This window comes from Rhodococcus sp. PML026, assembly GCF_000963615.1.
Classification (GTDB): Bacteria; Actinomycetota; Actinomycetes; order Mycobacteriales; family Mycobacteriaceae; genus Rhodococcoides; species Rhodococcoides fascians.
In genome coordinates this window covers 317,602-330,306 of sequence record NZ_KQ031373.1, presented here as the reverse complement: position 1 = coordinate 330,306, position 12,705 = coordinate 317,602, and the positions used below count along the sequence as shown (strand labels likewise).

Annotated in this window: 13 protein-coding genes; 6 read left to right on the top strand and 7 right to left on the bottom strand. The window is 64.9% G+C overall.

Going from position 1 to position 12,705, the window contains the following annotated elements; translation table 11 throughout:
* Positions 1-25 precede the first annotated feature (25 nt).
* The 6 genes from paaB to VF34_RS12155 form a co-directional block, all read right to left on the bottom strand.
* A complete protein-coding gene (paaB, locus tag VF34_RS12180; RefSeq protein WP_027494657.1) occupies positions 26-388 on the bottom strand; it encodes a 1,2-phenylacetyl-CoA epoxidase subunit PaaB in 363 nt (120 codons plus the stop codon).
* Positions 385-1,332, bottom strand: coding sequence for a 1,2-phenylacetyl-CoA epoxidase subunit PaaA (gene paaA, locus VF34_RS12175; protein ID WP_027494656.1), 948 nt, complete (start codon positions 1,330-1,332; stop codon positions 385-387). Before paaA ends, paaB begins: the two co-directional genes overlap by 4 nt.
* 129 nt (positions 1,333-1,461) lie before the next feature.
* Entirely contained in the window at positions 1,462-2,232 is a 771-nt protein-coding gene (locus VF34_RS12170) for an enoyl-CoA hydratase/isomerase family protein (protein WP_032373298.1), read from the bottom strand.
* On the bottom strand, positions 2,229-3,080 hold the full coding sequence (locus tag VF34_RS12165) for a 3-hydroxyacyl-CoA dehydrogenase family protein (protein WP_032373299.1): 852 nt from the start codon (positions 3,078-3,080) through the stop codon (positions 2,229-2,231). Before VF34_RS12165 ends, VF34_RS12170 begins: the two co-directional genes overlap by 4 nt.
* The gene (locus VF34_RS12160) at positions 3,077-3,799 is read right to left on the bottom strand and encodes an enoyl-CoA hydratase/isomerase family protein (protein WP_045841473.1); all 723 of its coding nucleotides are present in this window, start codon (positions 3,797-3,799) and stop codon (positions 3,077-3,079) included. Before VF34_RS12160 ends, VF34_RS12165 begins: the two co-directional genes overlap by 4 nt.
* Positions 3,796-4,995, bottom strand: a complete 1,200-nt coding sequence (locus VF34_RS12155; protein WP_032373301.1) for a thiolase family protein — start codon at positions 4,993-4,995, stop codon at positions 3,796-3,798. Before VF34_RS12155 ends, VF34_RS12160 begins: the two co-directional genes overlap by 4 nt.
* A gap of 110 nt (positions 4,996-5,105) precedes the next feature.
* Here VF34_RS12155 and VF34_RS12150 point away from each other — a divergent pair, with 110 nt between their 5' ends.
* The 5 genes from VF34_RS12150 to VF34_RS12130 all read left to right on the top strand — a co-directional run bounded on the left by VF34_RS12150 (position 5,106) and on the right by VF34_RS12130 (position 9,670).
* Entirely contained in the window at positions 5,106-5,717 is a 612-nt protein-coding gene (locus tag VF34_RS12150) for a TetR/AcrR family transcriptional regulator (protein WP_027494651.1), read from the top strand.
* Between the two features lie 76 nt (positions 5,718-5,793).
* Positions 5,794-7,821, top strand: a complete 2,028-nt coding sequence (gene paaZ, locus VF34_RS12145) for a phenylacetic acid degradation bifunctional protein PaaZ (RefSeq protein ID WP_032368683.1) — start codon at positions 5,794-5,796, stop codon at positions 7,819-7,821.
* Positions 7,818-8,135, top strand: a complete 318-nt coding sequence (locus VF34_RS12140) for an EthD family reductase (RefSeq protein WP_032367839.1) — start codon at positions 7,818-7,820, stop codon at positions 8,133-8,135. The genes paaZ and VF34_RS12140 overlap by 4 nt, the downstream gene beginning before the upstream one ends.
* A 23-nt stretch (positions 8,136-8,158) precedes the next feature.
* Entirely contained in the window at positions 8,159-8,527 is a 369-nt protein-coding gene (paaI, locus tag VF34_RS12135) for a hydroxyphenylacetyl-CoA thioesterase PaaI (RefSeq protein ID WP_045841663.1), read from the top strand.
* A 30-nt stretch (positions 8,528-8,557) separates the two neighbouring features.
* Entirely contained in the window at positions 8,558-9,670 is a 1,113-nt protein-coding gene (locus tag VF34_RS12130) for a PucR family transcriptional regulator (protein WP_032373302.1), read from the top strand.
* On the opposite strand, the gene VF34_RS12125 is transcribed toward VF34_RS12130, so the two are convergent.
* Positions 9,654-11,060 (bottom strand): FAD-binding oxidoreductase, encoded by a 1,407-nt coding sequence (locus VF34_RS12125; RefSeq protein ID WP_032373303.1) that lies wholly within the window; start codon positions 11,058-11,060, stop codon positions 9,654-9,656. The genes VF34_RS12130 and VF34_RS12125 overlap by 17 nt on opposite strands.
* 283 nt (positions 11,061-11,343) lie before the next feature.
* On the opposite strand from VF34_RS12125, the gene VF34_RS12120 reads away from it, so the two are divergent.
* Complete coding sequence (locus tag VF34_RS12120) at positions 11,344-12,645, top strand: MFS transporter (protein WP_032373304.1); 1,302 nt, start codon at positions 11,344-11,346, stop codon at positions 12,643-12,645.
* Positions 12,646-12,705 lie beyond the last annotated feature (60 nt).

The window sequence follows — 12,705 nt, the reverse complement described above, 5'->3', positions numbered from 1 at the left end:
TGCTTGTCCTCTGGGAGTATGGGTCTCACATGTGGGGAACGTTGTCGGGGATCTCGTAGAACGTCGGGTGGCGGTAGACCTTGTCGCCACTCGGCGCGAAGAACGGATCCTTCTCCGACGGCGACGACGCGACGATCGAATTCGACGGAACCACCCAGATGCTGACGCCTTCGTTGCGGCGGGTGTAGACGTCGCGAGCATGCCGCAGGGCCATGTGGTCGTCGGCGGCGTGGAGTGATCCGACGTGTACGTGGTTCAGGCCGCGCTTGCCGCGAAGGAACACCTCGTACAGTGGCCAATCGGCCTTGACTGCCTCTCTTTTCGGCTCCACCGGCACGTTGTCGGTGGGAACTGCGCCGTGGCCGCCCTCGGCAGTGAATTCCGTCATGATGCTGCGTTCCTTTCGGCGAATGCGGTTGCGGCCTCGCGGACCCAGGCTCCGCCGTCGTGGGCTGCTCGACGGTTTGCGATGCGCTCGACGTTGGAGGCACCGTTGCCCTTGATCACCTGCATGAACTCGGACCAGTCGGGCTCACCGAAATCGTGTGACTTGCGCTCCTCGTTCCACTTCAGGTCCGGGTCGGGGAACGTGACTCCGAGTGCCTTCGCCTGCGGGATCGACATGTCGACGAAGCGTTGGCGCAGTTCGTCGTTGGTGTGGCGCTTGATGCCCCACTTCATGGACTGCTCGGTGTTGGGGGACTCGTCGTCCGGCGGGCCGAACATCATCAGTGCCGGCCACCACCAGCGGTTGACCGATTCCTGAACCATGGCGCGCTGTTCGTCGGTGCCGCGCATCATCGTGGCGAGCAGTTCGTAGCCCTGGCGCTGGTGGAAGGATTCTTCCTTGCAGACCCGGATCATCGCGCGTGCGTACGGACCGAAGCTGCTGCGGCACAGGGGAACCTGGTTGCAGATCGCCGCACCGTCGACCAGCCAGCCGATGGTGCCCACGTCGGCGTACGTCAGGGTGGGGTAGTTGAAGATCGAGGAGTACTTCTGCTTGCCCTCGATGAGCTTGACCGTCAGGTCGGCGCGGTCCGCTCCGAGCGTTTCAGCGGCGGAGTAGAGGTAGAGACCGTGACCGGCCTCGTCCTGCACCTTGGCCATCAGGATCGCCTTGCGGCGCAACGACGGTGCGCGGGTGAGCCAGTTGCCCTCCGGCTGCATGCCGATGATCTCGGAGTGCGCGTGCTGGGCGATCTGGCGGATGAGCGACTTGCGGTAGCCGTCCGGCATCCAGTCACGGGGCTCGACGCGCTGCTCGTGGGCAATGGTCTCGTCGAACCCGTCCTGCAGCGTCTCGGTGGACAGGGTATTTGACGTGGTCATAAGTCCTACTTTCATTACCGAATGATCGGTTGGTAACCAGTATGCATCGAAGTGACCCCGGGCACAAGAGCGGCGAGAGCGGCTTCGCCGCACGTGCGCGGAACTTCGTAGCAGGGGTCGAGTTTCCACTCACATGCCGACGAAGGAGGCTCTCGTCTTGTTCAGGAACGCGTCGACGGCGGCCCTATGGTCTGCGGTCTGTCCCAGAGCGGTTTGCGCCTGGGCCTCGCGGTCCAGTGCGTCGGACAGTCCGGACCGCGCGATCAGGGATTTGACCTGCCTGTACGCCTGAGTGGGTCCGGCAGCGAGTGACGCGGCCAGCGTGTGTGCTGTCTCGAGTACGTCCCCGTCGTCGACGACGCGATGCACCAGGCCCCAGTCGAGGGCCTGCGCAGCGGTGACCTTGTCTCCGAGCAGCATAAATCCCGCGGCCCGGCTCGATCCCAGCGCCTCGACCAGCGAGCAACTCAACCCCGAGTCACTGGCCAGGGCGATACCGGTGAACGCCGTCGCAAACGACGACCTGGTGCCGGCGACGCGGATATCTCCGGCGAGTGCAATACCGAGACCTGCGCCGACGCATGCGCCGGGGATGGCGACGACGATCGGAACCTCGAGCGCTGCGAGTCCTCGGATAACCGGGTTGTAGTGCTCACCGACGGTGTCCATCGCCGTGGCCGGGTCGGCTTCGAGCGCGGTGACGTGCTCGCCGAGGTCCTGGCCGACGCAGAAGTTCTTGCCCTCCGCGGTGATGAGCACGGCGCGCACCTCGGGTGCAGCGGCACTCTGAACGGCCTCCGCCAACGCGACCTTCGTCGCGACGTCGAGGGCGTTGTGTGCCTCGGAGCGCGCAAGGGTGATGGTCGCCAGGCCGTCGGTGACGTCGAACCGTACCGTCATGCGTTCGTCCAATCGTGAAAGCCGCGACCGGACTTGCGTCCGATGTCGCCGCGAGCAACCATGTCTCGCAACAACTGCGGGGGAGTGAACCTGTCGCCGAGGGTCGACGCCAGGTGTTCTGCGATCGCGAGCCGAACGTCCAACCCAACGAGGTCGGTCGACCGCAACGGACCCATCGGGTGTTTGTAGCCGAGTTCCATGGCGCGATCGATGGATTCGGCGTCCGCGACGCCTTCCTCCAACATCCGAATGGCTTCGAGCCCGAGGCACACTCCGAGACGTGACGTCGCAAAGCCGGGGGAGTCGTTGACGAGCACTTCGGTCTTGCCGAGTAGCGACACCCACCGCTGTACCCGCTCCACCACGTCCGGAGAGGTAGCGGGAGCGCGCACGATCTCGACGAGAGTCGACGCCGGAACCGGGTTGAAGAAGTGCATCCCGATGAATCGGCTCGGATCGCTCAGTGCTGCGCCGAGTTCCGCGATGGAGATAGAGCTCGTGTTCGACGCGATGACCGTGTCGGGCCCGGCGATCTTGTCGACGAGAGCCAGTACCTCGACCTTGAGCGACGGGATCTCGGGAACTGCTTCGACAACCAGGTCCAGGTCGGCAGGAAGACCGCCGGGGCCGGCGACGGTGGAGACCCGGGCGAGAATCGCAGCGGGGTCCTCGCTGAGCTTGCCGCGCTCGTGCGCCCGGTCCAGCCCGGTCGAGACTCGTCCGAGGGCTGCAGTCTGGTCGGCTGCTTCGGCGATGACGACGCTCGAGCCGAGGGCCGCGAACACCTGGGCGATACCCGCACCCATGCGGCCGCCACCGACAACAGCTACTTTCACGGGAACTGTCATTTCTTCTTCTCCAGAAATGCCGTCATTCGGCGTTGTTTGTCTTCGGTCTCGAACAGCACGGCCTGCGCGATGTCGTCGGCCCACGGGTGTGAACCGGGTGCATCGAGAATCTTTTTCGTCAGCTTCAGGGCCAGTGGTGCCTGTCTCGCAATGCGATCCGCGAGGGAATGCGCTGCAGTCAACGGCTCGTCGACGACGTCCAGCACCAGGCCGCACCGAAGTGCCACCTGTGCGTCGAGCGTCCGGCCACCGAGAAGCACCTGCTTCGCGACGGAGACGCCCACCAGCGTCGGCAGCCGGTAGCTGGCTCCGGCGGCAGCCATGATGCCCAGTCCCGGTTTGGGATTGCCGAACACGGCAGTCGACGACGCGATGCGAATGTCGCAGGCATAGGACAGTTCGGCTCCGCCGCCGAGCGCGTATCCGCGGACGGCTGCGATCGTCGGCAGGGGCAATGCTGCAATGCGATCGAACAGGTTTCGGTTGATGCCGCGCAGTGCGTCGTCGCGAGTGCGGGCCCGCAACTGGTTGATGTCGGCACCGCCGGCAAAATGCTCGCCTGCTCCGGTCAGGATCACGATCTTGGGATCCTGCTCCACGAGCGCGCACACCTCGTGCAGCTCGCTGATCATGTCGGAATCGATTGCATTGCGCTGCTTCTCGCGACTCAGGGTGACGACAACGCGGTCCGTCGACTCCTCGACGATGAGCGTGTTCACGGTGCCTCGATCAACATCGACACGCCTTGCCCGACGCCGACGCACAGCGTCGCGAGCCCACGCGAGGCCTTCTCTCGTTCCATGCGGCCCAACAGCGTCAACAGGATTCGGGCACCCGACGAGCCGAGGGGGTGGCCGAGGGCGATGGCCCCACCGTCGGCGTTGACGATGTCCTCGTCGAGTTTCAACTGGCGGATGACGCCGAGGGACTGTGCCGCGAAGGCCTCGTTGAGTTCGACGGCACCGAGGTCGTCGATCGACCATCCCGCGCGAGTGAGCGCCTTCTGCGTGGACGGGACCGGCCCGAGTCCCATGATGTGGGGCGCGATGCCGGCGCTCGCGCTGGTGACGATGCGGCCGCGAACCTCGAGGCCGTACGTGCGCACGGCTTCTTCCGAGGCCACCACCAATGCCGATGCCCCGTCGGTGAACGGTGACGACGTGCCGGCGGTGACGATTCCGCCCTTTCGGAACACGGTCTTCAGGGTGCCGAGCTTGTCCAACGTGGTTCCGCGGCGCGGCGTCTCGTCCTCGGTGACCTCGCCGTTCTTGGTGCTGACGGGCACGATCTCGTCGGCGAAGCGCCCGGCGTCCTGGGCGGCAATGGCACGCTGCTGACTGCGGAAGGCGAAGGCGTCGGACTCTTCACGGGTGATGCCCTCGCTGAGCGCGACCTCTTCGGCGGTCTCGCCCATCGACAGGGTGATCTTGGGGTCGGTGCCCGCGTCGTGCGCTGCGAAGGTCGGGTTGGTGAATCGCCAGCCGAGGGAGGTATCGAAGATCTCGCCGGGCTTGGCCCACGCCGTCCCGGGCTTGGCCATGACCCATGGCGCGCGCGTCATGGACTCGACGCCACCGGCGACGATGATGTCGGCCTCACCGCTGCGAATGGTGCTCGCAGCGTTGGCCACTGCGGTCAGTCCGCTCGCACACAGACGATTGACGGTGTAACCCGGCACCGACTGGGGCAGACCTGCGAGCAGAACCGCCATTCTGGCCACATCGCGATTGTCCTCGCCTGCCTGGTTGGCCGCACCCAGAATCACCTCGTCGATTCGATCGACGGGTACGCCCGCTCTGCGGACCGCTTCGGCCACGACCAGCCCGGCGAGATCGTCGGGGCGCACCGAGGCCAGGGCACCGCCGTAGCGCCCGTGCGGGGTGCGTGCGCCGGCCACGAGAAATACTTCGCCCACTTCGAAACTCCTTCGTCGGTTGCGTCATTAATAACCGAACATTCGGTCGTTTGGCAAGGTCTGCTGCCCGTGGTGCTGTGGAATCGTCCGCCGACTGCGAAGATGTGGCAATGACAACCGCACGCGCGCCGCGCAAGACCGGACAGCCAGGGCGGCCGGGATACGACCTGGATTCCCTCTTGGCCGTGGCGGTCAAGGTCTTCAACGACCGTGGGTACGACGGCACCAGCATGGAGATTCTGGCGAAGCGGCTCGGTATCACCAAGTCGTCGATCTACCACCACGTATCGGGCAAGTCCGAGTTGCTCGAACTCGCGCTGTCGCGGGCTCTCAATGCGCTGTTCGCCGTGACGACCGAGGATCGGGCGACCACCGGTCGCTACATCGACCGCCTCGAATACCTGGTCCGGCGAAGCGTGGACATCCTCTGCGCGGAACTTCCCTACGTGACGCTGCTGCTGCGCGTGCGAGGCAACACCGACGTCGAGCGACGGGCCCTCGCCCGCAGACGTGAATTCGACACGTTCGTCACCGGGCTCGTCGTCGCCGCCGCCGAGGAGGGCGACCTGCGTCCCGGTGTCGACCCGGCACTGGCGTCCAAGCTCGTCTTCGGCACGGTCAACTCGCTCATCGAGTGGTACCGCCCGCGCACCGGCGGATCCGTCGAGGAATTGGCCGACGCCGTCGTGGCTCTGACCTTCGACGGCCTGCGCCGCACGTAGCAACGTAAGTCTTGACTTCTCGGCGTTCGGCGGCGATGGTAATTACCGACCGAACGTACGGTGAGATGGAGGCGTTGTGAGCAGACTTCTGGAAAGCTATGCCCAGGGCACGTGGTATTCCGCGACCGACGAGGGAACGCCGCTGCTGAGCGCCGTCGACGGCAGTGAGATCGCCCGGGTGTCATCCAGTGGTCTCGACGTCGCAGGCATGATCGACTACGCCCGGACCGTCGGCGGCCCCGCGCTCGCAGCCCGGACGTTCCACGAGCGTGCAGCCCTGCTCAAGCAACTGGGCCTGACGCTGCTGGCCGGCAAAGAGGAGTTCTACCAACTCTCCCGGCACACCGGAGCCACCACCCGCGATTCCGGCGTCGACATCGACGGCGGTTTCGGCACCGTGCTGAGCTATGCGAGCAAGGCTCGACGCGAACTCCCCAACGAGACGGTCTACCTCGACGGCGCCATCGAGCAGCTCGGCAAGAAGGGCACCTTCCTCGGTCAGCACATTTACACCTCCCGGCGCGGCGTCGCCGTGCAGATCAACGCGTACAACTTCCCCGTCTGGGGCTTCCTCGAAAAGCTGGCACCCGCGTTCATCGCGGGCGTGCCCTCGATCGTCAAGCCCGCCAGTCAAACTGCGTACCTGACCGAGCTGGTGTTCCGTCGGATCATCGAGTCTGGGTTGCTGCCCGAGGGTTCGGTTCAGTTGCTGTGCGGCAGTGCCCGCGGTGTCCTCGACCACCTCGGCGGCCAGGACTCGGTGGCCTTCACGGGATCGGCCGATACCGCTGCGACCCTGCGCTCACATCCCAACGTCGTCGGCGAGGGACTCCATTTCACGGCGGAAGCGGATTCTCTCAACGCGTCCATCCTGGGTTCCGATGTGGCACAGAGTGATCCGGAGTTCGATCTGTTCGTCAAAGGTGTCTTCACCGAGATGACATCCAAAGCCGGCCAGAAGTGCACGGCCATCCGCCGCGTGCTGGTGCCGCAGGACTCGGTCGAACCCGTCATCGAGGCGCTGAAGGCCAGGCTCGACAAGGTCGTCGTCGGTGACCCGCAGGACGACGGCGTCACCATGGGTGCACTCGCCAGCATCGACCAGCGCGACGAGGTCCTCAAATCCATTCGTGGACTGATCAAGTCGGCCACCGTCGTCTTCGGTGATCCCGACTCCGTGGATTCACGGCCCGGTGCCTTCATGGCACCGGTCCTGTTGAAGGCCGGCGACAAGAGCGCACCCGAACCGCACGAGATCGAGGCATTCGGGCCCGTCGCCACCGTCATCGGTTACGACAGCACCGCAGACCTGCTCGACCTCGTCGCGCGCGGAAAGGGCTCTCTGGTCGCATCTCTGGTGACCAAAGATTCGGCCATCGCGCGCGAGATCGTGCTGGGCACCGCTCCGTATCACGGGCGCATCCTGGTCCTGAATTCCGAGGACGCCAAGGAATCGACCGGTCACGGTTCGCCGCTACCGGTACTGGTGCACGGCGGACCCGGCCGCGCAGGCGGTGGTGAAGAACTCGGCGGTATCCGCGGCGTCCTGCACCACATGCAGCGCACCGCAATCCAGGGAACCCCGGACGTGCTGACGGCCATCGGCAACAAGTGGGTCACCGGAGCGAAGCAGACGACCGGGGACGTTCACCCGTTCCGCAAGAACCTCGGCGAACTGCGACTGGGCGATACCATCGTCGGTGGCCCACGACAGGTCACCCGCGCGGACATCGATCACTTCGCCGAATTCACCGGCGACACGTTCTACGCGCACACCGATCCCGAAGCGGCAGCGGCAAATCCGTTGTTCGGCGGCATCGTGGCGCACGGCTACCTGGTGGTCTCGCTGGCCGCAGGGCTGTTCGTCGACCCGGCACCGGGCCCCGTCCTGGCGAACTTCGGCGTCGACAGCCTGCGCTTCCTGACGCCCGTCAAGGCCGAGGATTCGCTGACGGTCACGTTGACGGCCAAGCTCATCACCCCGCGTCAGAGTGCCGACTACGGCGAGGTGCGGTGGGATGCAGTGGTCGTCAACCAGGACGGTGACCCCGTCGCCACCTACGACGTACTCACTCTCGTCGCGAAGCCCGAGGCCGCGTCATGAGCGTACGAGTAGCCGTCTGTTACGGAATGCCCGAGGACCCTGCCGCCTTCGATCGGCACTACACCGAGGTGCACGTGCCCCTCGCTCGCGCAGTTCCCGGCCTGGTCGACTTCACCTGGGGCACGCTCGACTCGCTCGACGAGTCCCCGCCGCCCTACTACGCAATCGCAAGTCTGTACTTCGCGGACGAGGCGTCGCTGAAGGCAGGATTGGGTTCGCCCGAGATGACAGCGGCAGGCAAGGATCTGCGGAACTTCGCAAGCGGCGGCGTCACGATGTTCACCCAGAACGAGCGTTCGGTGTTGCAGCCGTGACCGATTCGCCTATCGCGCGGGAGATGTTCGAGGTCGATGCCGCGTCCCGCAAGCTCGGCATCGAACTGATCGAGCTGTCACCCGGTCACGCCAGAATGTCGATGGTCGTGACCGAGGACATGGTCAACGGTTACGCCATCACGCACGGCGGATACGTCTTCCTGCTTGCGGATACGACGTTCGCTATGGCCTGCAACTCGCACGAGGATTCGGCCGTCGCTGCCCGATGCGACATCCGGTACCTCCGTCCGACGAAGGTCGGTGACGTCCTCGTCGCCGACGCCGTCGAGCGTGCGAGGTTCGGCCGCAACGGTATCTACGACGTGTCGGTGACGTGCCGAGACGAGCTGATCGCCGAATTCCGAGGCGACAGTCGCACGATAGCGCGCTAGCGATCCGGCGCGTGGAAGTACTGTGAGTCGGTGACCACTGCAGACCTGTCGGCGCTGGCAGACGCCACCGCCACTGCGGTGGGTGGTGCTGTGTCGGTGATGGATCCGCAGGGCTATGTGGTGGCGTATTCGTCGGTGCCGGGGCAGCCGATCGACGACGTGCGACGCGACGGCATTCTGGGCAAGCAGGTCCCGGCTCGATACATGGTGCATCACATCGATCCGGACTTCCGGCGCAGCTCGACCGTGCACGTCGTCGATGTGGCCGGTGCGCTACCCCGTCTGGCAGTGGCGGTTTCGGTCGACGGTGAGTACCTCGGCTCCATCTGGTGCATTGCGTCCGGTGTCGGCATCCGTCCGCCGGCCCCTGCGGCAGTGGCTGCATTGATGCGTGCGGCCGCAGCTGCAGTGCCGTTGTTGTCGGCCCGACATCATCCGGCCGATGCCGACAATCCCAGGGTGCATGCGTTGCTGACCGATCCCGAGGTCGTCACTACGCCGGGAAAGCGCTACGCCGTTCTGGCCGCAAAAGTGGAGTCGCCGCGAGCGCAGAAAATGTTGGTGCAGCTCGCTGGTCTGCTGCAGCTCACGTTCGGCAACGCGGGCGACTCCGGATGCATCGTCGACGGGAACACCGTCCTGCTGGTGGTGGAGTCCGACGACGAACGCGCATTCGCTGCGGAGGCAGAGGAGGTTCGACGACGCGCAGAGGCAGCCTTCGGTGCTGCGGTGAGCTTCGCGATCGGTGGCCCGGACGCCCGTCCCGCGATAGCGCTCAGACATGCTCACTGGGTACTCGACGTAATCGAAACAGGCGCACAAACAACGACATTCGAGGAGAATCGGGTATCGGTCACTCTTCGGAGAGCGGGGGAGGCGCTGTCGGAGGTGTCGCTCGCGTTGCCTGCCGTCGAACGGATGCTGTCCTGCGATGCCTCGGAAGGTACGGAATACGCCGCGACGGTGCTGGCGTTGTTGGCACACGAGTCCAACGTCGCTGCCGCGTCTGCGTCGCTGTACCTGCACCCCAATACCTTTCGCTACCGACTTCGGCGTACCAAGGAGTTGTTCGGTCTCGATCTCGACGACGTGGACACCCGGTTGCTGGTGTGGATGTCGCTGCGGCTCACGACCGGGCGGTGAGGACCTTCCCTGGGTTGAGCAGGTAATGCGGGTCGAGCAGTTCCTTGATGCCGCGCTGCAGTTCCGCTGCAACAGAATCGAGTTCGGTCTCGAGAAGATCGCGTTTGAGCAGGCCGACGCCGTGCTCACCGGTAATGGTCCCGCCCAGAGAGAGGGCGAATGCCGCGATCTCGTCGAACGCGCGGTGCGCGGCCGTCAAGGAGCTCGGGTCCATCGGGTCGACGATGACCGTCGGATGGATGTTGCCGTCCCCTGCGTGGCCGACGACGCCGATGACGATGCCGATGCGCTCGGCGATGCGTCCGACCTCGTCGATCATCGCGGCGAGCTGCGAAATAGGAACGGACACGTCGTCGACCAACGGTGAGCCGAGACGCTCGAGTGCCGGGTACGCCAGTCGACGGGCCTGCACGAGCTGCTCCGATTCGACCTCGTCCTCGGCAACGGCCACATCGGTTGCCCCGGCTGCGGTGCACAGTGCGGCGATGGCTTCGAGCTCCTGCACAGAGCCTGCGCCGATGTCGGACTGAGCGATCAGCACGGCCGCGGCGTCGGTGCCGAAGTCCATCCGGGCGTACGCGTCGATCGCGGCGATGGTGGTGCGGTCCAGCAACTCGAACAGGCTCGGAGTGATACCGGCGGCCCGGATCTGCGTCACCGCTTCACCGGCCGCGACAGTCGACGGGAAGGTCGCGGCCATGGTCAGCGGAGTGGCAGCCGGAAAGTCGAGTCCTACGGTTGCCTCGGTGATGATTCCGAGTGTGCCTTCGGATCCGACGAAGAGTTCGGCCAGGGAAAGACCGGCCACGCCTTTGACGGTGCGTCGACCGACGAACGTGGCGCGCCCGTCGGCGAGTACGACGCGCAAGCCACGGACGAACCGTGCTGTGACGCCGTACTTCACGCAGCACAGACCGCCGGCGTTGGTGGCGATGTTGCCGCCGATGGTCGACGCCTCCCAGCTGGACGGGTCGGGGAGGTACGTCAATCCCTGCTGCAGGGCAGCATCTTTCAGCTCTTTGTTCGTGACACCGGGTTGCACGACGGCGGTGCGGTTGACGACGTCCAACTCGACGATCTTGTTCATCCGCCGGGTGTTGAGGGCAATGGCTCCGACGCTGGCGTTCGCGGCTCCCGCCAGGCCGGTCAATGCGCCTTGCGGCACCACGGGAATGCGATGTGCCGATGCGATTTTCATGATCGCCTGTACGTCAGATTCGGTGCTCGGTAGCACTGCCGCCAGGGGTAGAGCGGATTCGCACAGAGCGGCGGCGTCGTGCCGGAAGCTCTGCAGGATGTCCGGGTCGGTCACCACCGCGTCGGCACCGAGGGCGCGCATCAGTTCGTCGATGACCGGCGAATGGAGAACGAGGGTGGTCGGAGCAGCCATGGATTCGAGTATGTCGGGCGGCGCTGTCGATGTCTGCGTCGTTTCGGACGAAGCACGAGGTCTCGATCGGTAGTTTCCGACGAAGTGTGGGCAGGGCCTTGTTATGCACGCGACCACCTTGACAAACTACGGTGGCGCCGGTCACAGTAATTACCGACCGAATGGACGGTGAGTTTTATCCGGTTCGTCGGTTACCTGAATCCGCCGCTGTTCATACCCCACGTCACTCCGAACTGTCGCTCGCTCTCACGAGCGCCGGAGCCCGAACGAAACGAGATCGTCGATGACAACACAGGTCGAGACGCCCACCGGGGTGTCGCGTGAGCATCGCCGCGCCGCGATGGCCAGCATGGTCGGAACCACCGTCGAGTGGTACGACTTCTTCATCTACGCGCAGGCCGCGTCGTTGATCTTCGCTCAGCTGTTCTTCGCGCCCATGGGCTCGTCCGGACAGCTGGTCGCCTACGTGACCATCGGTATCAGCTTCGTGTTCCGTCCTCTCGGGGCCATCGTCGCGGGGTACTTCGGCGACAAGATCGGTCGCAAGAAGGTCCTCATCGCCACCCTCACCCTCATGGGCGCGGCCACCGTCGGTATGGGACTGCTGCCCACCTACGCGACCATCGGCATCTGGGCTCCGATCATCCTGATCGTGCTGCGCATTCTCCAGGGCTTCTCCACCGGCGGTGAATGGGGCGGCGCTGCGCTGATGGCCGTCGAGCATGCGCCGAAGGGCAAGCGCGGAATCTACGGTGCGGCAACTCAGATGGGTGTTCCGCTCGGCATGCTCATCGCGGTCGGCACCTTGGCACTGTGCACCGGCTTGCTGAGCGAAGAGCAGTTCGAGGCCTGGGGCTGGCGTATTCCGTTCCTCATCAGCTTCGTGCTGATCCTCGTCGGCTTCTACATTCGCCGCCGCGTCGAGGAAACTCCGGTGTTCAAGGAGCTCGCAGAACGCAAGGAGCGCAACCACACTCCCGTTCGCGCACTGTGGCGCACCAACAAGAAGCAGGTCATGCTGGCCGCTCTGTCGTTCATCGGCACCAACGGCAACGGGTACATCATCGTCGGCGGTTTCATCGTGGCGTACTCGACGCGTGAACACGGGCTCGCTCGGGTGGACGTGTTGGTGGCCAGCCTGTTCGCGGCCATGGTCTGGGGAGTGTTCACACTTCTCGGTGCGTATCTGTCCGATCGCTATGCCCGCACCACCATCATGAACGTCGGAAACGCGGCAATGGTGTTGTGCGCCATTCCGTTCTTCCTGCTCGTCGACACCGGTGAGTTGCACTGGATCTACGTGGCCCTCGGTCTCTTCGCCGTCGGACTCGGACTCTCCTACGGTCCACAGCCGGCTCTGTACGCCGAGATGTTCCCCGCAGCAGTCCGATTCAGTGGAGCATCGATCGGCTACGCCATCGGCACCGTGCTCGGTGGAGCCTTCGTCCCAACGATCTCAGAGGCTTTGTTCAAGGGCACGGGTACCTCGATGTCCATCTCGATCTACCTGATGATTCTGGCGGCCGTCTCCTTCATTGCGACCTCACGGATCAAGAACCGACGCGACGAGGATCTGAACGTCTGACCCAACGACGACGACAGCCCCGCAACCAGCCGAGTTGCGGGGCTGTCGTCGTGTACGTGG

What these genes read in the sequence shown, in the direction of transcription:
- paaA (WP_027494656.1), bottom strand. Translation starts at nt 1,332, where the DNA reads ATGACCACGTCAAATACCCTGTCCACCGAGACGCTGCAGGACGGGTTC.
- VF34_RS12150 (WP_027494651.1), top strand. Translation starts at nt 5,106, where the DNA reads ATGACAACCGCACGCGCGCCGCGCAAGACCGGACAGCCAGGGCGGCCG.
- VF34_RS12165 (WP_032373299.1), bottom strand. Translation starts at nt 3,080, where the DNA reads ATGACAGTTCCCGTGAAAGTAGCTGTTGTCGGTGGCGGCCGCATGGGT.
- paaB (WP_027494657.1), bottom strand. Translation starts at nt 388, where the DNA reads ATGACGGAATTCACTGCCGAGGGCGGCCACGGCGCAGTTCCCACCGAC.
- VF34_RS12170 (WP_032373298.1), bottom strand. Translation starts at nt 2,232, where the DNA reads ATGACGGTACGGTTCGACGTCACCGACGGCCTGGCGACCATCACCCTT.
- VF34_RS12120 (WP_032373304.1), top strand. Translation starts at nt 11,344, where the DNA reads ATGACAACACAGGTCGAGACGCCCACCGGGGTGTCGCGTGAGCATCGC.
- VF34_RS12125 (WP_032373303.1), bottom strand. Translation starts at nt 11,060, where the DNA reads ATGGCTGCTCCGACCACCCTCGTTCTCCATTCGCCGGTCATCGACGAA.
- VF34_RS12140 (WP_032367839.1), top strand. Translation starts at nt 7,818, where the DNA reads ATGAGCGTACGAGTAGCCGTCTGTTACGGAATGCCCGAGGACCCTGCC.
- paaI (WP_045841663.1), top strand. Translation starts at nt 8,159, where the DNA reads ATGTTCGAGGTCGATGCCGCGTCCCGCAAGCTCGGCATCGAACTGATC.